We start from the raw sequence: 23,372 nt of genomic DNA, 5'->3' as shown, positions 1-23,372 counted from the left end.
TGAATCGAACTTAAGGAGGCTACCTATTATGCTGCAACGTCAAGTAGGTCGTTTGGGACATCTAAGCTCAGTCGTCATGTTCGGTGCCGCAAGTCTCGGCTCCGTTAGCCAGGAGGAGGCCGACGCTTCGATTTCGTACGCCTTACAGCATGGCGTGAATCATTTCGATACGGCGGCAAGCTACGGCGAGGCGGAAGTCAGAATGGGTCCGTGGATGCCGCGAATCCGCAATGACATTTTTTTGGCGACCAAAACCGGCGAACGGTCGAGGGAGCAGGCCAAAGCGCAAATTCACCGCTCGCTGGAACGGCTCCAGACCGATAGTGTCGATCTAATCCAGCTGCATGCCGTCGGAACGATCGAGGAGCTGGATAAATGCACGGCGAAGGGAGGCGCACTCGAAGCGCTGCTGGAGGCGAAGGAGGAAGGTATTGTCAAAGCGATCGGCATAACCGGTCACGGCCATCTTGCCCCGGTAACCCATTTGGAGGCGCTGCGGCGGTTTCCGTTTGACACGGTGCTGCTGCCGCTCAATTATTATTTGTACTCGCTGCCTGAGTACCGTCAGCCGTTTGACGAGCTTGTGGAAGAGGCGGGGCGGCAGCAAACGGCAGTAAGAGTTATCAAGGCGATTGCCAAAGGTCCGTGGGGCGAGCAGCAGCAGCGCTCGTACGCGACCTGGTATGAGCCGTTTGACAGTCAGGACATTATTGACGCCTGTGTTCATTTCGTCTTGTCGTTCCCGGGTATTTCCGGATTCGCCAGCGCCGGGGATATCCATTTGTTCCCTCGCATTGTCGATGCGGTAGAACGGTTCGGGGGAATGAGCGATGAGGAAGCGATGCGGATACTGAGTGCGATTAGCGGATACAGCTCGCCCTTCGGTTCGCCGACTTCCATCGCGTAAATCTTGGTCCGCTCCAGCCATCGGACGATCAACGACGCATGCGATTGCAAGCTGCGCTGACGATCTTATAAAAAAAGCCTCCTTTCCGCCTGATAACGGGCGATGGGGGCTTTTTTGCTGCTTCCTTTCCATAAATCGAAGCCAAAGCGAAGCACTTTTAGGAATGGTTAATTAGCATGACTTATTGATCCGGATCGACGTCGGCATAGCTTGTACCGAACTTGATTTGATCGAACATGGCCTTATGGTGCTTCATCTGTCTATCGCGGTACAGCCCGAAGAAGATATCGAATTTCGGATTGGAGCGGTAATACGCGTCCTTATAGTAATAATCGACCGTGGAATCATAGCCGACATCCCCGTCCCAGTCTTTGACGAGCGTGCCGTTCACCCAAATTTTGATCTTGCCGGTTTCTGTGTCTGACGTTGTGCTCATGCGGGTGTAGACGACGAAGGTGAGCCACTCGCCTTTGGTCATGGTCCCGGTATACAGTACCTTAGCGGCGGTCGGTCCTCTGCCCGTTGTATCGTTGCGGTAGACGAACTCATAGTCGGTTGAATTCGGCTTCACTCTCAGTTCGAGAGGCGGCGAGAACGGGCTGCCTTGCCACCATTGGAACAGCTGCACCGGCTTTTCGGGCAAATCGAAATTGCTCTCCAGCTTGACAGCAAATCCCGTATATTTGTCTTGCAAAAATCCAAGCGCGTCCGCCTCGTTCCCGGCAATGACCCGGTAATTGCTCTTGTCCATCGACTGGCCGTCAGGCGCCGTACCCGAGGTCGGATTCATCTCGAACCCGATCGCATGCGTTCCTCTATAGTACTGGCTCGGGCTAATCCACGGAGTGACGAATTCGCCTTTTTTGATATGCACGTAATTTTTCCCGTTGTCCGTCAATGTCAAGGTGGTGCTGTTGATGCTTGCGCTTTCGGCGTCGATGTAGCGGTTGGGTGCTGCTGACGCAACTGTATTGCAAGCGCTTACCAATCCGATTAAAGTCATGATGCTTAATGATTTTTTGGCTTGTTTAAGCATGGCTGGATCCTCCCGTTCCCGGAACCTGATATGATAACGATTTGATTATACCGTTGAAGCGTTTCCATCACTATGTCTCTTTTGCTGACTATTGTCACTGGATTGCTTACTTACATTAGAGCTGCCTAACTCGCGTCAGTCAGTTGTTACTGATCTGTTAGTGAAGGGGCATTATCAAAAACGGCTCAAATGAGGTAAAATAGAAAGGGTACATATCTTTACTTATACTTTACCAATGCAATACAACAGCGTTTCAAGGAAGACAAAACGGAGGGAACTCAGCTGGAAACTTACGCTTGTCTATACATCATACGTGGAGAGCCTCATCGCGCAGGAACCTGTATTAATTTAGGCCCTAATGAGTGGGTTGTCGGGCGTTTTTCCAACGACGATACCCCGGACCTCGCATTTACCAATGCTTTTATTTCCCGCAAGCATCTGATGATTCGCAAAGAAGGGGAGAAAGCCATTTTATACGACATGGGCAGCAGGCATGGAACGGAGATTAACGGAGTGCTTATTGAGCCTCATAAGCCGTATCCGCTGCAAGCCTTCGATATTATTAAGCTGGCGAAGGGCATGGTCGTCATCCATTTTTCCTACCTATTCGCCGACCAGACGCTCGAGTTCGAGCCGATCAGTTTAACTCAGCAATTCAACTTCCAGGATTTAGGGTTCTCGATCAATTGGGAAAAAAGAGAATGCACGGTGGATGGACAGCGGATCGCGATGTCGGAAAAAGAGTACGGTCTGATTAAGCTGCTCCATGACCATGCGAATCAGCTGGTTCCTTTTGAAGAGATCAAAAAGACGGTATGGCCGGAAAGGACGTCCGATTCCGATGGCATTCCGGATGTCAGCATGGATGAATTAAACGCACTAATCTACCGAATCCGTAAAAAGTACGGAAAAGACACATTCACCATAAGCGCCGTTCGCGGCAGCGGGTATGTACTGGAGAAGGATTGAACGGAGCGGCTGCCGCTTGCTTTGCAAAGGACCAAGAATCGCATCCCATATATGAAAGTAGGAACGACGGTGAAGGTTATCCAGGTACAAACGTCCGGTCCCCTTAACGGATCGGTGTCCATACAAGGCTCCAAAAACAGCTCCCAGGCGCTGTTAGCCGCTTGCTGCCTTGCGGATGCAGCGGTGACAATGGAAGGGATTCCCAACAACAACGATTTCCGACTTATTCGCCAAATCGGCAAAGATATCGGCTTAACCATAGATCGCGAGCCTTCGGGCAGCATGAGGATCGACCCCCGGTTTATTCATAGCGCTACCATCGATCCGGGCAAATCTTCAGCCTACCGGTCCTCCTATTATTTCGTAGGGGCATTGCTGGCCAAATTCGGCAAGGTTACCGTAGGATTTCCCGGGGGCGACGATTTCGTATCCAGACCCATCGATCAGCATATCAAAGGGCTGCGGACGATGGGAGCGGAGTTTACGTTCCACAACGATCATTATGTAGTCGAGGCAAAGGAGCTTCGCGGGGCGGACGTTTATTTCGATACGATCACATCTGGCGCCACGATCAATCTCATGCTGGCCGCCGTGCGGGCCAAAGGAAGAACGAGGCTGATGAACGCTGCTATGGACCCGGAGGTTGTGGATACGGCTAACTTCCTCAACCAGCTCGGAGCCAAAATTGTCGGTGCGGGAACCGATCAAATCCGTATCGACGGTGTGCCGTATCTGGGAGGCGGCTTGTATACGGTCATTCCCGATCGGCTGATCGCCGGCTCCTTTCTAATGGCGGCCGGGATGAATGGTGGCAGCGTCACCGTGACGAATGTCATTCCCGAGCATATGGGCTCCTGCCTATCTAAATTAAGAGAAATTGGATTAGACATTGAAATAGGCGATCAAAGCGTTACTGCTGCTTCCTTCGGGCGTTTGCGTGCGACAAGGGTGAGAACCGGCATGTATCCGGGCTTCGCTACGGATTTGCAGCAGCCGCTCACCGCGCTCCTGACGCAAGCCCACGGCAAAAGTATCGTTACGGAGCGCGTCTTTCCGCAAAGATTCAATCATATTGCACAGCTGAAACGGTTGGGTGCGGAGGTGTCGCTGCGCAAGGAAAGCGCCTTTATTAAAGGCGGTTCGCCGCTCACCGGCAGTTGGGTGCACGCTACCGATGTACGAGCGGGCACTTGTCTTCTGCTCGCCGGTTTGGCGGCGGAAGGGACGACAACGATTACCGGTGTAGAGCATATTGAGCGGGGGTACGAAGACCCGATTGGCTTATTCCGCTCTCTCGGAGCGCGCATCTCGTACGCGGAGCTGTCCGACAGCTCGCAAGAGCTGGATACGTTTCACCAAATGCGGCAATCATGATGCTTGGTTGAGGGAGGATACGTTTGCATATGGAATCAACCTTGTTATTGGCTGAAGAAGTTGCGGTTCAGGCGGCGAAAGCGGCGGGGGCCGTGGCGCGAAATCTGTTTCAGCAAGGCATTGCGGTGAAGGAGAAGGATGAAAGCGGGGATTTGCTGACGGAGGCCGATTTGTTGGCGGAACAGATCATCCTGCACAGCATTCGCGCGATATTCCCGGAGCACCAGATCCGCAGCGAGGAGTCGGGATGGTCCGGAGTAGAGGGAGACTGGCTGTGGCTTGTCGATCCGCTGGACGGTACGAACAATTTTGCGATAGGGCTGCCGGTATTCGGCGTGTCGATTACGCTGATTTATCGATCCGAGCCGGTATTGGGCGTCATCTACGATACGATGCAGGACAAGCTGTATGTGGCGAACCGCTCCAGAGGGGCGACATGCAACGACACGCTGCTTGCGATCCCGCCGAAACCGGTGCCTTCACGGCTCACTATCGGCTGGATTCAAGGGCATAAGGTCCAGCACGATATGCGTGCCTCCGGCTTGCGCCACCATTTGGAAAGCAGCAGCAAGCGGCTGCTGCGGCTGTGGGCTCCTACCATGCAATGGGCGATGCTGGCCCAAGGGCAGATTGACGGCATTGTGCTGTACAATTCGGAAGGGGACGACCTGTATTCCGGCGTGCTGCTCGTCCGCGAGGCGGGAGGACTGGTGATGGACTTCGAGGGCCGTCCTTTTGAAGGCATGAACCCGGAGCCGTATATCGTCGCTTGCCCGCCTGACCGCAAGGAAGCGATGCTGAAGCTGGTGCAGGAAGGGCTGGCAGTGGAAACACCGCTATAATCCATCTCATTGGCTGCGCAAAGGTTGCTCAGCTCAACCAAACACAACGGCAAGCGCTCAGGAGCGCTTGCCGTCTTTTTTTCACCATATAGGAATAGTCCCTGAAGGTACGGTATCGCTGTGTCACCAGTCATCACTTCTTGGATGTTGAAGTCTGCTTCCGATAATGGGTCGGAGGATTCCCGAAGTAGAGGCTGAAGGAGCGGGAGAAGGAAGCCGTGTCCGAATAGCTCAAGCTCAGGGCGATTTCCGTCACGGTAAGCGGCGTTTCCTTCAGCAGCTGCATCGCTTTATTCATCTTGAGCTTCAGCAAATATTTCAGCGGCGTAATGCCCAGATGCTCGGTGAATACTTTGGAAAAATACGTCCGATGAATCCCTACGAGCTTGGCAATATGGTTGACATCGATATTTTCGGAATAATGGGTGTTCATGTAGTCAAGACTCTTGCGGATCCATTCCTTCTGCGTGTCCCGCTGCGGCGCGTGATTGTCTTTGCGCGGGTCCAACTGATCGAACAGCTGATACAACAGACTGAGGAACTTCAGCCGGGGCTTGCCGGTGCGGAGCGCTCCAGCCGACCAAAAATGCTGCAGCGTCAATTCCACTTCCGTCGACAGAACGCTAGTAGCATAAGGGACGCCGGGATGAATGCCGACTAGGGACAGCAGCCCTGCCGCCTGCGAGCCTGCGAAGCCGACCCAGGTCATTTCCAGCGGGACGGCGAAATCGGCGGGACGGTAATGATAGGAAAGATGGGGGAAGAGGCAGAACACATCGCCTTTCTCCAGCCGGATCGTCTGATCGTCGTATTGAAACAGGACAGAGCCCGCCCTTATAAAATGCATGCTGTAATGTCCGAGCGTTCTCGGGCCTGCATTGTAATTCGGCTTGGCGATATTGCGTCCCGTCCGCATCAGCCAGAGTCCCAGCGACAGATCGGTCTCGTCGGGAGTAAAGTATAAATTTTCGGCAAACTCCTGTGTATATTCCTGCATGGGCTCGTTGCTCCGTTTTTTAAGAGATTCATACTTCCGGTATAAGCTTAGTATATAAGCAACCTTACAAAATGCAAAGCGGATCGGACATATTGTCATTGTCCATGCCCGGGTATAGCGCTATAGTGGTGCTAGACAACATACCCTATGCAAAAAGGAAGGGACCCTTACACGATGAAGCCTACCAACGTTTTATTCATTCTTTCCGACGATCAGGGAGCCTGGGCGATGGGCTGCGCAGGCAACAGCGAAATCCGAACACCCCATATGGACCGGCTGGCTGCGACCGGCATCCGTTTCGATAACTTTTTTTGTACGTCCCCCGTTTGTTCTCCCGCCAGAGCCTCGCTTCTGACGGGACGCATCCCGTCTCAGCACGGCGTGCACGACTGGATTCGCGAAGGCAACATGGGCAGCGACGCCATTGCCTATTTGGCGGGGCAAACCGCCTATACCGAAGTTTTGGCCGCCAACGGCTATACCTGCGGGCTTAGCGGCAAATGGCATCTCGGCGACAGCATGACGCCGCAGATGGGCTTTACCCATTGGTACGTCCATCAATCGGGAGGAAGCCCGTACTACAATGCACCGATGATTCGCGACGGGCAGCCTGTGCAGGAACCGGGCTATTTGACGGAAGTGATAACGGACGATGCGCTGCAATTTTTGGACCGGCAGACCGGTGAACAGCCGTTTTATTTAAGCGTTCATTATACCGCACCGCACAGCCCGTGGATCGGGAACCATCCTGAGGAGATCGTAGCGCTGTATGACGATTGCGCTTTCGAGTCCTGCCCGCAGGAACAACCGCACCCATGGACGATTCCAGATGCGCCGTGGGGCAGCGATTGGCGGGAAAATTTGAAGGGCTATTATGCCGCCGTGACGGCGATGGATATGCAAATCGGCCGATTGATCGACAAGCTGGAGCAAAAAGGGATGCGCGAGAATACGCTGATCGTATTCATGGGCGATAACGGCTTCAACTGCGGCCATCACGGCTTCTGGGGCAAAGGCAACGGCACGTTCCCGCAAAATATGTACGATACGTCGGTGAAGGTTCCCGCTATTTTCAGCCAGCCGGGCACGATTCCCGCAGGAGAGGTTTGCCCCGCTATGGTAAGCGGGTACGATTTCATGCCGACGCTGCTTGACTATCTCGGGTTTGGCTGTGAACCTGCCATCGACCTGCCGGGCAGCAGCTTTGCTCCCTTACTTCGCGGGGAGCCGTTTGAGGGACGAGAGCATGTCTTCGTCTTCGACGAATACGGTCCCGTCCGCATGATCCGCAGCAAGCAGTGGAAATACATCCACCGGTACCCGTACGGCCCGCATGAGCTGTATGATTTGGTGAACGATCCGGAGGAGCGGCACAATCTTCTCAAAAGCGAAGAAGGCATTACTGCAGAGCACCGCGCACAATTAAAAGCGGAGCTTGACGCCTGGTTCGTCCGCTATGTCAATCCCGAGCTGGACGGCGTCCGCGAGCCGGTACAAGGGGGAGGTCAGCTGACGCTGGCCGGTACCCGCGGGAAAGGGAAGCAAGCCTATATGTAATAAGGTTCTAATGCCGCGCGGAGCGTAAGTAGGCTGGACCTTCGGAACAAGCCTCCAAAAGACTCGGTTAAGAGTTATGGAGGCTTGTTTTCATGCAAGCCTTTCTTTATTCCAGAAGGCACAATGTATTTGTCTTTTGCTGTATACCTTACAAAATGCAAAATAAAAGATGACAATACGTCATTGTAGAATACGGATCATACCCGATATAGTGGTAGTAGGAACTACAAACTATCAAAAGGAAACGAGGAGGCAGCATGAGCAGTACGAACAATCGCCCCAACATCCTGTTAATAACGAGCGATCAGCAGCATTGGAATACGATCGGAGCCTTCAACCCGGAATTGCAAACGCCGAACCTCGACCGAATGGTAAATGAGGGGACCATGTTCAGCAGAGCCTACTGCCCGAATCCTACCTGCACGCCGACCCGGGCGTCCATCGTGACCGGCATGTACCCGAGCCAGCACGGCGCCTGGACATTGGGAACGAAGCTGCTGGAGGATCGCCAGACGGTAGGCGACCTGCTGATGGATGCCGGATACCGGACGGCGCTGATCGGCAAAGCCCATTTTCAGCCGATCGGTTCGACGGAGCAGTATTCGTCGCTGGAGGGCAGGGAGAAGCTGCACGATTTTGACTTCTGGAGGCAGTTTACGGGACCGTACTATGGGTTTGAGCGGGCGGAGATGGTCCGCAACCATACGAACGAGTGGCTTGTCGGCCAGCACTACGCATTGTGGATGGAGGAGCGGGGCTGTGCGAACTGGCGCGATTATTTCACGCCTCCGATAGGCACGATGGATCCGGAAGCGATGTTTCATTGGCCGATTCCGGAAGAGTACCACTACAATACGTGGATTGCCGAGAGGACGAACGAGCTGCTCGGCGAGTACAAGGACAAGGACGACGCCTTCTTCCTGTGGGCGAGCTTTCCCGATCCGCACCCGCCTTATCTCGTTCCCGAGCCGTGGGCGAGCATGTATGATCCGGAGCAGTTGACGATCCCGCACATGACGCCGGGTGAGCACGAGCACAATCCGCCGCATTTCGGCTTGACGCAGCAGCGCGAGCCTGACTTTTCCGCTTATAAGGAAACCGGCTTCGGTATCCACGGCTACCACTCCCATGTCAAAATGACCGAGGAGCAGCACAAGAAGGCGGTGGCTGTCTATTACGGGATGATCAGCTTCATGGATAAATACATCGGCTCCATATTGGATCGCCTCGATGAGCTTGGATTAAGCGACAACACGATCGTCATTTTTACTACCGATCACGGCCATTTCTTCGGCCATCACGGTCTGCAAGCCAAGGGCGGCTTCCATTACGAGGATTTGATCAAGGTGCCGTTCCTCGTCAAATACCCGGGGCACGTGCCTGCCGGCGAAGTATCCGATGCGATGCAGTCTTTGGTGGATCTCGCACCTACGTTTTTATCGTTTGCCGGCCAACCGGTGTCTCCTGCCATGACGGGAGTGGATCAGACCGAAGTTTGGACGGGTAAGTCCGCCGAATCGCGAGACCATGTCATCTGTGAATTCCGCCACGAGCCGAGAACCATCCATCATAAGACGTATGTAGATCGGCGGTATAAATTGACGGTGTATTACAACCAAACGTACGGAGAGCTGTTCGACCTTGAGGAGGACCCCGGGGAAGTAAGAAATCTGTGGCATGACGAGCGGTATCACGAATTGAAAATGGAGCTCATGCTGAAATACATTTGGGCCGAGCTTGGCAAGGAGCCGATGCCGATGCCGAGAGTTTCCCACGCCTGACAACGGATTTCCGGCATAACAGCAAATATCGCATATGCCGCTAAATATAGCATATAGACAAAGAAAGTCCATTTCATTAATCTGACAACAGGCGTCCGGCAGCTGCGCAAGCAAGCTCCGGCGTCCATGGATGTCATAGGAGGGTAAGGTTCTATGTCTCTTGTATTGAAAACCAGAACGTTAAGCTCATTGTCCAAAGTATTTGCCGATGAGGAGCTGCTGCAGCCTTCGTTCACAAGTGCAAGCGCATTCGGCAATGAAACGTATTCTTTTCAGGTGGCGTACCGCTCCTCGATGCTGCTGAAATCGGTACAGGTTCAGGTGCGTTCCGAGCTGAAGGAGATCATTTCGCTTAGAACGGTTGAGCTTGTTCCGTCGGAGATGCCTTGGATGCACGATGCGGATCACCATGTGCTGCGCACGACGCCCGGGCTGTATCCCGATCCGCTATTTCCGTTGGACGGTACGGAAGGGCTGGTCCTGTTTCCGGGTCAGTGGCGATCGCTGTGGGTAACGGTAGCGTTGAACGAGCAAGTGGCGCCGGGGGCGTATGAGATCGCTATCGATTTCCTAAATGCCGATGGTGGAGTGCTCAGCTCCGAACGACTGGAGCTAGAAGTGTTGCCCGCTTTGCTCCCGGATCAAAAGCTGAAGCATACGGAATGGTTTCACGTGGACTGTCTGGCTGTCCATTACGGCGTTGAAGTCTTCTCCGAACGGCATTGGGAGCTCATCGATCAATTCGTCGATACGGCGGCTCGTCACGGAATAAACATGATTCTGACGCCGGTGTTCACTCCGCCGCTTGATACGGCTATCGGTGCCGAGAGGCCGACCGTTCAGCTCGTAGATGTCGAGAAGACGGGATCTTCTTACAAGTTCGGCTTCGATAAGCTGAAGCGCTGGGTCGATTTGTGCACGGAGCGGGGTATTCAATACTTTGAATTCTCTCATCTGTTCACGCAATGGGGGGCTAAGCATGCACCCAAAATTGTGGCTTCCGAAAACGGCGAATACCGCAAGCTGTTCGGCTGGGAGACGGATGCCAACAGCGAGGAATACCGCAGCTTCTTGACGCAATTTATTCAGGAGCTCCTCGTGTTTATTAAAGATAACGATCTGACGGAGCGGAGCTACTTCCACAACTCCGATGAGCCTCGAATTCAGGATATGGAGCAGTACCGCAGTATCAGCGAATTTACGAAGAAGCATCTCGGATCGTTCCCGATTATCGATGCCTTGTCGGACTACGCATTTTATGAGCAAGGGCTCGTGCAGCTGCCCATACCGGCGAACAATCATATCGAGCCGTTTATTGAAAACGGTGTCAAGCCGTTATGGACGTATTACTGCGTTTCGCAGCGCAATTTAGTTTCAAACCGTTTTTTCAATATGCCTTCCGCACGCAACCGGATTATCGGAATGCAGCTGTATAAGTTCGATGCCGAAGGATTTTTGCATTGGGGCTATAATTTCTGGTTTTCGCAATATTCCAAAAGGCCGATCAATCCGTTTCAGATTACGGATGCGGACCATTCGTTCCCGTCGGGAGACGCATTCCTTGTGTATCCGGGTGAGGACGGTCCTATCGAATCGATCCGGATGGAAGTATTTTACGAAGCGCTTCAGGATTTGCGGGCGCTTCAGCTGCTCGAGAGCTTTATCGGCCGGGATCAGGTTGTAGCTATGCTCGAAGAGGGCTTGGATCAACCGATTACATTCAGTGAATACCCGCGGTCTATGGAATGGCTGCTGGAAAAAAGAGAGCAAATCAACCGTGCGATTACGCAGCACGTGGCCGCAGTTCAATAAACAGCTTGGAGACGATACCATGAGTGCTACAACGAATACGAATACAAGTACGAGTAAGAAGAACAAGCCCAATTTACTGTTTGTGTTCCCGGACCAATGGAGAAAGCAGGCGGTTGGGTTCCGCAATGAGGATGAGGTGATGACGCCTGTCATCGACCGGTTCGCGCAGGAGAGTCTGGCTGTGAACAATGCTATCAGCTGTTTTCCGCTCTGCTCTCCTAACCGCTCGGTCATGCTGACCGGACGGTACCCGCTGTCGACAGGGGTAACGTCGAATTGCAAATTAGGCCTGGACGTGAAAATGAATGACGACGAGAGGACGATAGGCAATATCTTAAAGGAAGAAGGATACCAGACCGGCTATATCGGGAAATGGCATCTGGACCTGCCGGAGCAGTGCTCCGACCCGGAACCGGCATCGGGAGCAAGGCATTGGGATGCTTACATACCACCGGGGCCGCGCCGTTTCGGTTTCGATTACTGGTACTCGTACAACGCCTACGACCGGCATATGGCTCCGCATTACTGGCGTGATACGCCGCAGATGACAGAGCCCGGCGAGTGGTCGACGAAGCATGAGACGGACGTAGCGATCGATTTTATCAAAAACCGCAACCAAGAGCAGCCGTTCTGCCTGTATGTGTCCTGGAACCCTCCTCACCAGCCGTTCGAGCAAGTGCCTGACAGTTACAAGGAAATGTATGCGGACCGGCAAGTCACCTTCCGACCCAATGTACAGGGAGAGGGTACGGCTCAGGCGGAGCAGCATCTGCGCAATTATTTTGCCGCGGTGACGGCGACGGACGACCAGTTCGCAAGACTGCTTCAGACGCTGGAGGACGAAGGCTTGGCCGACGATACGATCGTCGTGCTGACGTCCGATCATGGCGAGATGATGGGGTCTCACGGCTGGCTCGAGCACAAAAACATATGGTACGAGGAATCGATCGGCGTGCCGTTCCTGCTTCGGTACCCGGGCAAAATTCAGCCGGGAGCGGACAACTGTCTTCTGAACAGCTCAGATCTGGTGCCAACGCTTCTTGGATTAATGGATATCCCGGTTCCGGATCGGGTACAGGGAACGGATTTATCCTCCGTGCTCCTCGGCAAGGGAGACAGCAGGCCGGAATCGGCTTTCATCTGCCACTATCCGGGCGGTTTGGAGGAGCATCGGAAAGCAGCGGAGCAGGGCTTGAACGTTAACGCTTTCGGCTGGAGAGGGGTCCGGACGGAACGTTACACGTATGTAGCCAAGCGAAGCTTCGGAGACGCTGCCCTGCAGCGGCTGCTGTACGATAATGAGCAGGATCCGTATCAGCAGCATCCGGTTCGGTTCGAAGCGTGTCCTTTAGAAGGACCGGCCGTGCAGCTGGAGCAGCAATTGAAGGGCTGGCTCGAGAAGCTGGAGGATCCTTTTGTACTAGAATAGCGGAGTCAATTAGCCATTAGGAAATAGGAATGTGCTCGGCGCTTAACTTTCCGAAATCATAGCGTATTGCAATGGAGCTGGCGGGTGCTGCTGTCGTTCGTCAGCTTCAGGGTAATAGGTCTGCTGCTATGTTTGAATATATCAAATTAAACATATAGAAAAACTAAATTATTGGGGGTAGTACATATGAATAGAAATTATGTGGCAAAACGGAATGCAGTGTTCGGGATGGGAGCAGCGACGATTATATTTGTAACCGCTTGCAACGGGGCGTCGAGCCCGCCTTCTCCCGAAGCGGCACCGAAAAAAGACAGCAAAGAGCCCGTGGAGATTGTCGTCTATAACGCATCGAATTCGACGGCTACGGCGGAAGCATTTATGGAAAGCGATATGGGCAAAGAAATTAAGGAGAAATTTCCTCATGTAACGATCAAATTCATTGCCACCGGAAAAGGAACGACGCCGAACGAGCTGATCGTCTCCGGGCAAGATGTCGATCTGATCGTCAACTCCGTATTCTCTTATCCGCTGCTGGCGGAAACGAATTTGCTGTACGATATGAGCGAGCTGATCAAGAAGCACAATTACGATATTAGCCGTCTCGTCCCGAATGCCATTGAATTTCAGAAACAGTTCGGCGGCGGTATCTACGGCTTCCCGGTGGCGAGCGCTCCTACTGCTCTCTTTTACAATAAAGATATATTCGATAAATTCGGCGTGCCCTATCCGAAGGACGGCATGACGTGGGACGAAACGTACGAGCTGGCCAAAAAGCTGACGCGCGAGGATAGTGGTACCCAATATTACGGGTTTGCAACCCGTTATCCGTTTATGTACAACACGAACCAGCTCTCGCTTTCTTACTATAATCCGAAGACGCAGAACGTGCAGATCGCCGACGACAAGTTCAAGCTGTTTATGGAAAATTTCACCAGGTTCGCGCAAATTCCGGGCAATGCGAAGGCGAACACGGATATGTTCGGCAAGGAAAAAACGGTCGCGATGATGGCTTATCAGATCGGCCGCTGGGATTTCGACAGCTGGGACATGGTCACGATGCCGACCTTCAAGGAGGCTCCGGGAATCGGTACGCAGGATTACGCTACCTATATGAACTTATCGAGCACGAGTAAGCATAAAGATCAGGCATTCGAAATATTGGCCGCGCTGACGTCGGACTCCTATCAGATGAAAATTTCGAAGGCGGGGACGCTGCCGATCGTACGAAGCTCGGATGTGATTCAGGCGTTCGGGCAAGCAGCCGATCCGGCCAGCGGTCGGAACTTCAAGGGCAAGAATGTCCAAGCTTTTTTCCCGAAAGAGCGGGCGATGCCTTCCTTCGTAACCAAGTTTGACGATGTCATCGCAAAACGAATGAACACGGCTTTTAATGCCATCGCAGCAGGCGAAAAAGACGCCGTTACCGCATTGCGCGAGGCGCAGGAAGGGGCCGTCAAGGATGTAGCCCCGATGAAAAAGTAATCGAGGGTTGCAAAATGCTGCGTCAGTTTACAGTGTTGGAGTAGACAGCAGTTGAGAGTGCAGACGCACAACAGGAGAGACCGGGATTGGTAAGGCGCAGGAAGCTTTTAGCCATGGACAGCTGTGTTCGAGTAAGTTGAGCGAAGACTGTCTAGTGCCGCTGCAGCTGCTGCTTGACTCCCGCATAACGTTCAGGCATCATTATGAGACAGGATGTGCGGGGCTGCATCCGTGATGTCGATGAGCGGAGGGAGATTTAATATGAAACGAGTGCTGATGGGCGGCGTTACGTTTTATCGCAAGTTTATTTCACCGTTGAAGCCGCCGACGTGCCGGTTTTATCCCACCTGCTCCCAATATGCGCTCGACGCCTTGGAAATCCACGGTCCGCTCAAGGGCAGCTGGCTGACGGTCAAGAGGGTATGCAAGTGCCATCCGTTTCATCCCGGGGGCATCGACTACGTTCCTCCTGCAGCCGACAAAAGCACCACGGAGCACGGACCAACTTGACAGAGGCCGGTTGAATTCGATATATTTTCTTTAACCTTATAGCATTGCAACCGATGAACGGATGAGTACTTTGCAGCGGATTACACAGAGAGCCGGAGAAGCTGAGAACCGGTTAATCCAAGCGGAGGAATATGGTCCCGGAGGTATACGATGGCGAGCGCTGCAGAGTGAAGTGCGTCTGCATGCAGATGAGCCGTCGTCGCTGTTCCGGCGTTAACGGAAAGTCGCTATAGACTGCTGAGCCTTGCTTCGTGCGTGACATGAAGCGTGGGAAGTTGGGTGGTACCGCGTGAGTTCAAGCTCTCGTCCCAAGTTGGACGGGGCTTTTTTGCATTCATTTGATGATGAAGGAGAGAGATGGAAAATGACGAATCAACAAAAATCGTTTTACATTACCACGCCGATTTATTATCCGAGCGACAAGCTGCATATCGGCCATGCTTACACGACGGTGGCGGGGGATGCAATGTCCCGTTACAAACGGCTTCGCGGCTACAACGTGATGTACTTGACAGGTACGGACGAGCACGGGCAAAAAATCGAGCGCAAGGCGCAGGAAAAAGGCGTGACGCCTCAGCAATTCGTCGATAACATCGTTGCGGGCATCAAGGAGCTGTGGAACAAGCTGGACATTTCGTACGACGACTTCATTCGGACGACCGAGCCTCGGCATACGCTGTCCGTGGAGAAAATTTTCGCCCGTCTGATCGAGCAGGACGACATTTATTTGGGCACATACGAGGGCTGGTATTGTACGCCGTGCGAATCGTTTTTCCCCGAAAACAAGCTGGTGGACGGCCACTGTCCGGACTGCGGGCGTCCCGTCGAGCTGATCAAGGAAGAGAGCTATTTCTTCCGGATGAGCAAATATGCGGACCGTTTGCTGAAATATTATGAAGACAATCCGGACTTCATCCAGCCGGAATCGCGCAAAAACGAGATGATCAACAATTTCATCAAGCCGGGTCTAGAAGATTTGGCCGTATCTCGGACTACGTTCGATTGGGGCGTCAAAGTGCCTAACGATCCGAAGCATGTCATTTATGTATGGATCGACGCACTGTCCAACTACATTACGGCGCTCGGTTACGGCAGCGACGATGATAGCAAATTCCGGACGTATTGGCCGGCGGATGTTCATCTGGTAGGTAAGGAAATTATCCGTTTCCATACGATTTACTGGCCGATTATGCTGATGGCGCTGGATTTGCCGCTGCCTAAGAAGGTGTTCGGGCACGGTTGGCTGCTGATGAAGGACGGCAAAATGTCGAAGTCCAAAGGAAACGTTGTAGATCCGGTCACTTTGATCGACCGCTACGGCTTGGACGCGCTCCGTTATTACCTGCTGCGCGAAGTTCCTTTCGGCTCGGACGGCACGTTCACCCCGGAAAGCTTCGTGGAGCGGATCAATTTCGACTTGGCGAATGATCTGGGCAACTTGCTCAGCCGTACTGTCGTCATGATTGACAAATATTTCGGCGGTACCATCCCGGAATATATTCAAGGGGCGACGGAATTCGACGCCGCATTGCTTGAGACTGTGGAAACGACGGTTCGTAAGGTAGAGGAAGCGATGGAAAACATGGAGTTCTCCGTTGCGCTGGGCGCGATCTGGCAAATGGTCAGCCGGACGAACAAATATATCGACGAGACGCAGCCGTGGGCGCTGGTCAAAGACGAAGGCAAACGTCCGACGCTCGGCTCCGTGCTGTATAGTCTGGCGGAATCTCTACGCATCGCCTCTGTTATGCTTCAGCCTTTCATGACCCAAACGCCGCACAAAATGTGGCAGCAGCTCGGGATCCAGGAAGGACCGCTCACTGCATGGGATTCGATTCATGTGTTCGGAGCGCTGCCAAGCGGAACGCGCGTAGAGAAGGGCGAAGTGATGTTCCCGCGGCTCGAGGTTGAGAAGGAAGTCGCCTATATTGCGGAAGCTATGGGCGGAACAGCTGCTTCTGCTGAGCCTGAAGCGGAAGCTCCGAAGGCGGTTAAGGCTGAAGCCGGCAAAAAAGGCGCCGAGGGGGCGAAGCAAGAGGAAGCTGTCGAGGGCGTGCAGGAAATTTCCATCGACGACTTCTTCAAGGTCGATCTGCGAGTAGCGGAAGTGCTTGCCGCTGAGCCGGTAAAAGGCGCCGACAAGCTGCTCAAGCTGCAGCTCGATCTTGGTACAGAGCGCCGTCAGGTTGTTTCCGGCATCGCGAAATTTTACACGCCGGAGCAATTGGTTGGCCGCAAAGTGATTTGCGTAACGAACTTGAAGCCGGTGAAGCTGCGCGGCGAAATGTCCCAAGGAATGATCCTCGCGGCATCGCACGGAGATCAATTGACTTTAGCTACAATTTCTGATGCACTTCCTAACGGATCTGTGGTAAAATGAGGATTGTTCACGTTAACAATTCATAATGAAATTTTATGACTCTTTTACCAGGAGGCTTTGATCTATGCAAAACAATGATGGAATGAACTACGCACCGCAGGGCAAACCGAACAAGGTAGTGGAGAAAGGCGAATTTGCTTTTGCCGCGATTGCTCTGGACCACGGCCACATTTACGGTATGTGTAACGGCTTGATCGAAGCGGGTGCGGACTTGGTCGCTGTGTACGATCGGGACCCTGCCAAAGTGGAAGCATTCATTAAAAAGTATCCGCAAGCAAGAGCGGCTTCCTCCGAAGAAGAAATTTTGAACGATCTGACGATCAAGCTGATCGCTGGAGCTGCCGTTCCTTCCGAGCGTTGTGCCTTGGGACTTCGCGCTATGGATCACGGCAAAGATTACTTCACGGACAAGACGCCTTTCACAACGTTGGAGCAGATCGAACAAGCTCGCGCTAAAGTAAAAGAAACCGGCAAGAAATACATGGTTTACTACAGCGAGCGTCTGCATGTAGAGAGCGCTGTATTCGCCGGCCAGTTAATCGAGCAGGGAGCTATCGGCCGTGTCGTTCAGGTTATCGGCTTCGGACCTCACCGTCTGAACGCGCCTTCGAGACCGGACTGGTTCTTCAAGCATGAAAATTACGGCGGCATTTTGTGCGACATCGGCAGCCACCAAATCGAGCAGTTCTTGTACTACACCGGAGCCAAAGACGCAACGGTGCTGCACAGTAAAATTGCCAACTACAACAGCAAGGACTATCCGGAGCTTGAAGATTTCGGCGATGCAACGCTCGTTGCCGACAATGGCGCGACGAACTATTTCCGCGTTGACTGGCTGACCCCGGCTGGTCTAGGCACTTGGGGCGACGGACGGACGACGATTCTCGGTACCGAAGGGTACATCGAGATTCGTAAGTACATCGATATCGCCCGCGATCCGAAGGGCGACCATCTGTACCTCGTCAACAAAGAAGGCGAGAAGCATTTCTCGTTGAGAGGCGAAGTAGGCTTCCCGTTCTTCGGCCAGCTGATCCTTGACTGCATCAACCGTACGGAAATTGCGATGACGCAAGAGCATGCCTTCAAGGCGGGCGAGCTTTGCGTGAAAGCGCAATTGCAAGCGGTGCGCGTAGAGTAGTCGTTGTTTTGCATAGAGCACCTGTCCTCCCGACCTTGATGGTCTGGAGGACAGGTGTTTTTTTGTTGCACGCACTGCAGGTCGAGGGCAGCTGTAACGCGGAAAAACCGCGTTACAGAGCGCAACAGAGGCAGCAAGCGGCGCAAGAGAGAGCTGTAAGTCGGAAAAACCGACTTACAGAAGGCCTCCCGCAGGCCGATGGCAGCTGTAACGCGGAAAAACCGCGTTACAGAGCGCAACAGAGGCGGCGCAAGAGAGAGCTGTAAGTCGGAAAAGCCGACTTACAGCAGGCCCGCCGCGGGCCAAGAACAGCTGTAACGCGGAAAAACCGCGTTACAGAGCGCAACAGAGGCAGCAAGCGGCGCAAGAATGAGCTGTAAGTCGGAAAAACCGACTTACAGAAGGCCCGCCGCAGGCCGCAGGCAGCTGTAACGCGGAAAAATCGCGTTACAGGGTGCAACAGCGGCAGCAAGCGGCGCAAGAGGGAGCTGTAAGTCGGAAAAACCGACTTACAAAGGGTCCGCCGCAGGCCGATGGCAGCTGTAACGCGGAAAAACCGCGTTACAGAGCGCAACAGAGGCGGCGCAAGAGAGAGCTGTAAGTCGGAAAAGCTGACTTACAGCAGGCCCGCCGCGGGCCAAGAACAGCTGTAACGCGGAAAAACCGCGTTACAGCTGCTCTCCTACAACCCTGCCCAATCCGCAGCGATACCATGAGCTAATCGATAGCATCGGATGCGTTCTTTTCCGCTCCCGCCGGAGACGAGCAACCCTTTAGTAAGCAAAGTGTGAAGCAGCTTCCGAGCTTTTTCAGGTGCTACGTCGAGCAATAAGCGGACGTCATTAGGTACCAAGCTGCGATTCGTTCGAATCGCCAATCGAAGTATTTCTTTTTCCTCAGGAGTTAGACCACTGAGTATAGGATTGAACGAAACCCCTCCCAGCCATCTCCCCATAAACTGCTGAAGGAGTTGTTCACACATTCGCGGACGTTCCTTTACATCATCAAATGAAAACCGCAAAATTTTCCATCCGTCGATGACCAAATGGTTTTGCCGAATCCATTGATCGGAAAATTGAGTTCTGCTTATTCTTTGCAGATGCGGACCGAACCCGTCAATCTCAATTGCCAAACGAATCGAGGATTGGATATAAGCAAAATCCAAATAGCGGAATCCGTCTCGAAAATCATTCACCTCATATTCGGGGTGCAGATGATTGAAATGACCGAAAGCAGGCCACCAAACCTGCTCCAAAAAACATTTTTCCGCATAGCCATGTCCATCTGCGAATCGGCGCAGCCGTTCACCGCGGCGAAGTTGCCTGTGATACTCAATGAAATTCTCATAGGATAACTCGAAGCCCATCCCTATTCCACCCCTTGGAAATAAATAAAGCCGCCATCCATCAGCAAAGGCTGAATGAAATGGCGGCGTGTGCTTCACGACGCAATGGTTTGTTTTTTACAAATTGTACCTTGTCATGTGGATTCGAGTCAAGATAAACAAAATAAGCCTGAATTGTTTGCTGTGGAGAAGGTGCTTTACTATATGATGCAGAACAACCCTAGTAGCACTTATGTAGGAAAGAGGGAGTATTCGCATCATGTCATCATTGGAAATCAATATCAACCAGCTAAATTGCAGGGTCGAGTGCTCATTATTCAAATATTGGACAATGCTGGATGAAATCAATAACTTTTCATCTCATTTTGAGAGCGGCAAAATTTATGCCCTTGTAGGAAAGGGTTGGAATGGCGGCTGGGCTTTATCCTATTTTCTGACTGGAAGATCCGAGGCAAATGAACGCTGTTACGATTCGGTGTATGTAAACGGCGAAAAAGCCAATTCCCTTTTATTCCGAAAAATAGCTTGTTACATAGGGGAGGGAGTTTCAGAACACCCATTTCAATCAAGAACACGTTACCGGAATAAATTCACCAGAAAACTTTTCGGAATAAAAACAGTAGCGGAGCAGATCCAACAAGGAATTTTATATAGTAATAACAGGTATAGCTATGAAGATGTCGCAGCAATGTTTGAATTAACCGGCGTCTATGAGCATGATGAGAGAAACGGCCGGGTCCACAGACCATTAGCGTATCAGGGCAATGAAATATGGAGAGCCTCCATGGCCATTGGTTTTGCCTATGGAAAGAAAGTATATGCCGCCCCGTTGATGATGCCCAATAAAGATTGGTTGAATTACATTATTGGAGATTATAACAGAAGGTATATTGAACTTCTTAGAAGTCACAACTCTATCATTATTATTCCCGTACATAACGACCAACAAGTGAAAAATTGGGCGGATGAAATCATTTACTTGTAATTCCGCCCCCAACCCCTAAACCTCGTTAATCGTAAATATTATTAACTATTGACACAAGCCCGGTGCGGACGTATAATCGAAATCGGCTAATAAAAAACTTTACGATTTACATTTCAGGGGGAACGTTTCATGCTGTTTCGCAAAAAAATGCTTGTTGTTCCGATGCTGCTGGCATTGATAGCCGCAGTCGCCCTTTCAGGGTGCGGAAAGTCGCAAGCTACGCTGGTCAACGGGAAAATCAATGTCGTTGCAAGCTTCTATCCTCTATATGATTTTACGAAAAAGATAGGCGGAAACCACGTCAACGTTATCAATCTCGTGCCGACAGGGGTAGAACCCCACGACTGGTCGCCAAAGAGCCGCGATATGCAGAACTTGTCCAAGTCGCAAATGTTCGTCTACTTGGGCGCCGGGTTCGAAGGCTGGGTTCACGATACGCTCGATAGTCTTCCGAAAGACTCGACAGTAGCTATAGTAGAAGGAAGCAAAGGCGTGGAGCTCATCGCATCCACTGAGGAAGGTCACGACCATGCAAAAGAGAGCAAAGACGCTCATGATCATAATGAAGCGGAGTTTGACCCGCACGTCTGGTTAAGCCCCGTCAATGCGAAGGTGATTGCGCGCAATATTAAAGATCAGCTCGTGAAAACCGACGCTGCGCACCAAGCGGATTATGAAGCCAACTACGCCAAACTGGCGGGCCAGCTGGATCAGCTGCACAACAAATATAAAGAGTCGCTGTCCAAGCTGCCGAAGAAAGAAATCGTCGTTACGCACCAATCGTTCGGCTATTTGACCAAAGAGTATGGGCTGACCCAGAAAGCCATCATGGGCTTGTCGCCGGATTCGGAGCCGACGTCCAAGGATTTGAAGGAGATTAACGATTTTATCCGGAACAACAATGTGAAATATATCTTTTTCGAAGAGCTCGTATCCGACCGCCTGGCGAAAACGTTGGCCAAGGACGCCAAAGTTGAGACCATAGTGCTGAACCCGCTGGAAGGCTTAACGGAAGAGCAGACGAAATCCGGTGCCGATTACCTGTCTGTGATGGAGTCGAATTTGAATAATTTAATAAAAGCATTACAATAGAAGTAAGACCTGCGAAAAAAGGAGCTTGCAGCTATGGAACAAGTGAATGCAGGATGTCATCAGAGCATTGTCTCGATTGATGACGTCTTTTTTTTCTACGAAAATAAAAAAGTCATTGAACATCTCAATTTCAATGTGCTTGAGAGGGATTTTGTCGGCCTGATCGGATCGAACGGGGCGGGCAAAACAACGCTGCTGAAAATGATCGTCGGGCTTTTGAAGCCGACCCAAGGGGAAATCCGGCTGTTCGGACAGCCTATCTCCACGTTCCGCGATTGGGATAGAATCGGCTACGTGCCGCAAAAGAACGCGTTCAACCCGCTGTTTCCGGCGACGGTTCGCGAGGTTGTGCTGTCGGGACTGTACGGGAAAAAGAGCATGTTCCGCCGGCTGACGAAGGCCGACCAGCAAAAATGCGAGGACGCGCTGTACGTCATGCGCATCGAGGATTTGGCCGACCGCCGGATAGGCCAGCTGTCGGGCGGACAGCAGCAGCGCGTATTTTTGGCGCGGGCGCTAATTAACAACCCGGAGCTGCTCATATTGGACGAGCCAACGGTAGGGATCGACGCCGAGACGCAGGCCGGCTTTTTCCGGATGATCCGGCATATGCACCAGCATCACCACATTACATTTATAATGGTATCCCACGATATGGATATGGTACAATCATATATCGGGACGGAGCCGGTTCAGAAGAGCGGGACGCTCTCCTTTTACGTGAAGCATACGCATGAACCGGAAAATTGCAAGGAAACGAACTTAACCCATACGATGCAGCAGCTGCGGGAGCAGATAGAGGTACTATCCTAATTCAAAAAAACGCAGCGTATCATTCAGGAAATAGAATCGGGAAACAGGCTTGCAGGAAAGCTGCGGAGCTGAAGCTAGGAGAGAATCAGGTGGATATTTTTTCGGAGTATTTTTTTCAAAGAGCGCTGCTGGGAGGCTTGCTGATCGGTCTAGCCGCTCCCATGATGGGGGTATTTCTTGTGCTGCGCAGACTATCGATGATCGGCGATACATTAGCCCACGTGTCGATAGCCGGTATCGCCCTCGGATTTTTGATCAACGTATATCCTATAGGCGTCGGCCTTTTATTCGCGATATTGGCTTCGTTTGCGATAGAACGCCTGCGAAAAGCATATAAGACCTACGCCGAGCTGTCGATAGCCATCATTATGTCAGGCGGGGTAGCCTTGGCGACGCTGCTGTTTACGCTGGGCAAAGGCTTCAATATTAATGTGATGAGCTATTTTTTCGGAAGCATCTATACGCTTGATACAACGGACGTATGGGTCGTTCTGGGAGTCACGGTCCTTGTGGTCGGCGTCATTTTGTTTAATTACAAAGAGCTGTTTCTGATGTTTTTCGATGAGGATGCGGCCGGTGTGAGCGGGCTGCCGTTACGTTTCTACAATATCATGATTACAATGCTTACGGCGCTCGTCATCAGCGTGGCGATCAAAATCGTAGGGGCGCTGCTAGTATCCTCCCTGTTAACCATTCCGGTCGCTTGCAGTCTGCTAGTAGCCAAGAGCTTCCGGAACTCGTTGTTCTGGGCGGTATTGTTCTCCGAAATCGCGGTTCTGGGTGGACTGATCGCCGCTGGAGTATGGAGCTTGGCGCCGGGAGCTACGATTGTGCTGGTGCTGATCGGCTTGCTGATTATCAGCATGTTTGTTAAACGGGGATTCCGTTTGTAAGTGTAAGAGGATTTCGCAAGAAGGGGGCAT

19 protein-coding genes are annotated in these 23,372 nt (G+C 52.3%); 16 read left to right on the top strand and 3 right to left on the bottom strand.

The window, feature by feature from the left end:
* Positions 1-28 precede the first annotated feature (28 nt).
* A complete protein-coding gene (locus ACFQ88_RS15000) occupies positions 29-907 on the top strand; it encodes an aldo/keto reductase (RefSeq protein ID WP_379454626.1) in 879 nt (292 codons plus the stop codon).
* A 181-nt stretch (positions 908-1,088) separates the two neighbouring features.
* Here ACFQ88_RS15000 and ACFQ88_RS14995 read toward each other — a convergent pair whose 3' ends face one another.
* A complete protein-coding gene (locus ACFQ88_RS14995; protein WP_379454625.1) occupies positions 1,089-1,943 on the bottom strand; it encodes a heparin lyase I family protein in 855 nt (284 codons plus the stop codon).
* 240 nt (positions 1,944-2,183) lie between these two features.
* Here ACFQ88_RS14995 and ACFQ88_RS14990 point away from each other — a divergent pair, with 240 nt between their 5' ends.
* From ACFQ88_RS14990 to ACFQ88_RS14980, 3 genes are read left to right on the top strand one after another with little or no spacing between them, the layout of a single operon-like run.
* Complete coding sequence (locus tag ACFQ88_RS14990) at positions 2,184-2,912, top strand: FHA domain-containing protein (RefSeq protein ID WP_345774079.1); 729 nt, start codon at positions 2,184-2,186, stop codon at positions 2,910-2,912.
* Between the two features lie 51 nt (positions 2,913-2,963).
* Positions 2,964-4,286 (top strand): UDP-N-acetylglucosamine 1-carboxyvinyltransferase, encoded by a 1,323-nt coding sequence (gene murA, locus ACFQ88_RS14985; RefSeq protein WP_239627245.1) that lies wholly within the window; start codon positions 2,964-2,966, stop codon positions 4,284-4,286.
* A 29-nt stretch (positions 4,287-4,315) separates the two neighbouring features.
* On the top strand, positions 4,316-5,128 hold the full coding sequence (locus ACFQ88_RS14980; protein WP_239627243.1) for an inositol monophosphatase family protein: 813 nt from the start codon (positions 4,316-4,318) through the stop codon (positions 5,126-5,128).
* A 133-nt stretch (positions 5,129-5,261) separates the two neighbouring features.
* Here the strand turns inward: ACFQ88_RS14980 and ACFQ88_RS14975 are convergent, their stop codons facing one another.
* Positions 5,262-6,125: a helix-turn-helix domain-containing protein gene (locus ACFQ88_RS14975; RefSeq protein WP_379454624.1), complete on the bottom strand. Its 864-nt coding sequence runs from the start codon at positions 6,123-6,125 to the stop codon at positions 5,262-5,264.
* Between the two features lie 174 nt (positions 6,126-6,299).
* Between ACFQ88_RS14975 and ACFQ88_RS14970 the strand changes: the two genes are divergently transcribed.
* The 8 genes from ACFQ88_RS14970 (at position 6,300) to ACFQ88_RS14935 (ending at position 18,214) form a co-directional block, all read left to right on the top strand.
* Positions 6,300-7,682, top strand: coding sequence for a sulfatase family protein (locus ACFQ88_RS14970; RefSeq protein WP_379454623.1), 1,383 nt, complete (start codon positions 6,300-6,302; stop codon positions 7,680-7,682).
* A 257-nt stretch (positions 7,683-7,939) separates the two neighbouring features.
* Positions 7,940-9,463, top strand: coding sequence for a sulfatase family protein (locus tag ACFQ88_RS14965; RefSeq protein ID WP_379454622.1), 1,524 nt, complete (start codon positions 7,940-7,942; stop codon positions 9,461-9,463).
* Positions 9,464-9,616: 153 nt separating this feature from the next.
* The gene (locus tag ACFQ88_RS14960; protein ID WP_379454621.1) at positions 9,617-11,275 is read left to right on the top strand and encodes a glycoside hydrolase domain-containing protein; all 1,659 of its coding nucleotides are present in this window, start codon (positions 9,617-9,619) and stop codon (positions 11,273-11,275) included.
* A gap of 19 nt (positions 11,276-11,294) precedes the next feature.
* Complete coding sequence (locus ACFQ88_RS14955; protein ID WP_379454620.1) at positions 11,295-12,704, top strand: sulfatase family protein; 1,410 nt, start codon at positions 11,295-11,297, stop codon at positions 12,702-12,704.
* Positions 12,705-12,890: 186 nt separating this feature from the next.
* A complete protein-coding gene (locus ACFQ88_RS14950; RefSeq protein WP_379454619.1) occupies positions 12,891-14,186 on the top strand; it encodes an ABC transporter substrate-binding protein in 1,296 nt (431 codons plus the stop codon).
* Positions 14,187-14,447: 261 nt separating this feature from the next.
* Positions 14,448-14,696 carry a membrane protein insertion efficiency factor YidD gene (gene yidD / locus ACFQ88_RS14945; protein WP_239627225.1) on the top strand — a complete coding sequence of 83 codons (249 nt, stop codon included), beginning with the start codon at positions 14,448-14,450 and terminating at the stop codon, positions 14,694-14,696.
* Between the two features lie 364 nt (positions 14,697-15,060).
* On the top strand, positions 15,061-17,076 hold the full coding sequence (gene metG, locus ACFQ88_RS14940) for a methionine--tRNA ligase (protein ID WP_379454618.1): 2,016 nt from the start codon (positions 15,061-15,063) through the stop codon (positions 17,074-17,076).
* A 64-nt stretch (positions 17,077-17,140) separates the two neighbouring features.
* Entirely contained in the window at positions 17,141-18,214 is a 1,074-nt protein-coding gene (locus ACFQ88_RS14935) for a Gfo/Idh/MocA family protein (RefSeq protein ID WP_379454617.1), read from the top strand.
* 682 nt (positions 18,215-18,896) lie between these two features.
* Here the strand turns inward: ACFQ88_RS14935 and ACFQ88_RS14930 are convergent.
* Complete coding sequence (locus ACFQ88_RS14930) at positions 18,897-19,658, bottom strand: DNA-binding response regulator (RefSeq protein WP_379454616.1); 762 nt, start codon at positions 19,656-19,658, stop codon at positions 18,897-18,899.
* A gap of 160 nt (positions 19,659-19,818) precedes the next feature.
* Here ACFQ88_RS14930 and ACFQ88_RS14925 point away from each other — a divergent pair, with 160 nt between their 5' ends.
* The 4 genes from ACFQ88_RS14925 (at position 19,819) to ACFQ88_RS14910 (ending at position 23,342) form a co-directional block, all read left to right on the top strand.
* Positions 19,819-20,544: a hypothetical protein gene (locus ACFQ88_RS14925; protein ID WP_379454615.1), complete on the top strand. Its 726-nt coding sequence runs from the start codon at positions 19,819-19,821 to the stop codon at positions 20,542-20,544.
* Positions 20,545-20,673: 129 nt separating this feature from the next.
* Complete coding sequence (locus tag ACFQ88_RS14920) at positions 20,674-21,636, top strand: metal ABC transporter substrate-binding protein (protein WP_379454614.1); 963 nt, start codon at positions 20,674-20,676, stop codon at positions 21,634-21,636.
* 33 nt (positions 21,637-21,669) lie between these two features.
* Entirely contained in the window at positions 21,670-22,449 is a 780-nt protein-coding gene (locus ACFQ88_RS14915) for a metal ABC transporter ATP-binding protein (protein WP_239627210.1), read from the top strand.
* 89 nt (positions 22,450-22,538) lie between these two features.
* A complete protein-coding gene (locus tag ACFQ88_RS14910) occupies positions 22,539-23,342 on the top strand; it encodes a metal ABC transporter permease (RefSeq protein WP_239627208.1) in 804 nt (267 codons plus the stop codon).
* The last annotated feature ends 30 nt before the right edge of the window (positions 23,343-23,372 follow it).

Source organism: Paenibacillus sp. NPDC056579, assembly GCF_042793215.1.
Classification (GTDB): domain Bacteria; phylum Bacillota; class Bacilli; order Paenibacillales; family NBRC-103111; genus Paenibacillus_S.
The sequence above is the reverse complement of the archived record's forward strand: the minus strand, read 5'-3'. Positions and strand labels throughout refer to the sequence as shown.

Coding starts and splice junctions, on each gene's coding strand:
- ACFQ88_RS15000 (WP_379454626.1), top strand. CDS start 29: ATGCTGCAACGTCAAGTAGGTCGTTTGGGACATCTAAGCTCAGTCGTC.
- ACFQ88_RS14995 (WP_379454625.1), bottom strand. CDS start 1,943: ATGCTTAAACAAGCCAAAAAATCATTAAGCATCATGACTTTAATCGGA.
- murA (WP_239627245.1), top strand. CDS start 2,964: ATGAAAGTAGGAACGACGGTGAAGGTTATCCAGGTACAAACGTCCGGT.
- ACFQ88_RS14980 (WP_239627243.1), top strand. CDS start 4,316: ATGGAATCAACCTTGTTATTGGCTGAAGAAGTTGCGGTTCAGGCGGCG.
- ACFQ88_RS14975 (WP_379454624.1), bottom strand. CDS start 6,125: ATGCAGGAATATACACAGGAGTTTGCCGAAAATTTATACTTTACTCCC.
- ACFQ88_RS14970 (WP_379454623.1), top strand. CDS start 6,300: ATGAAGCCTACCAACGTTTTATTCATTCTTTCCGACGATCAGGGAGCC.
- ACFQ88_RS14965 (WP_379454622.1), top strand. CDS start 7,940: ATGAGCAGTACGAACAATCGCCCCAACATCCTGTTAATAACGAGCGAT.
- ACFQ88_RS14960 (WP_379454621.1), top strand. CDS start 9,617: ATGTCTCTTGTATTGAAAACCAGAACGTTAAGCTCATTGTCCAAAGTA.
- ACFQ88_RS14955 (WP_379454620.1), top strand. CDS start 11,295: ATGAGTGCTACAACGAATACGAATACAAGTACGAGTAAGAAGAACAAG.
- ACFQ88_RS14950 (WP_379454619.1), top strand. CDS start 12,891: ATGAATAGAAATTATGTGGCAAAACGGAATGCAGTGTTCGGGATGGGA.
- yidD (WP_239627225.1), top strand. CDS start 14,448: ATGAAACGAGTGCTGATGGGCGGCGTTACGTTTTATCGCAAGTTTATT.
- metG (WP_379454618.1), top strand. CDS start 15,061: ATGACGAATCAACAAAAATCGTTTTACATTACCACGCCGATTTATTAT.
- ACFQ88_RS14935 (WP_379454617.1), top strand. CDS start 17,141: ATGCAAAACAATGATGGAATGAACTACGCACCGCAGGGCAAACCGAAC.
- ACFQ88_RS14925 (WP_379454615.1), top strand. CDS start 19,819: ATGTCATCATTGGAAATCAATATCAACCAGCTAAATTGCAGGGTCGAG.
- ACFQ88_RS14920 (WP_379454614.1), top strand. CDS start 20,674: ATGCTGTTTCGCAAAAAAATGCTTGTTGTTCCGATGCTGCTGGCATTG.
- ACFQ88_RS14915 (WP_239627210.1), top strand. CDS start 21,670: ATGGAACAAGTGAATGCAGGATGTCATCAGAGCATTGTCTCGATTGAT.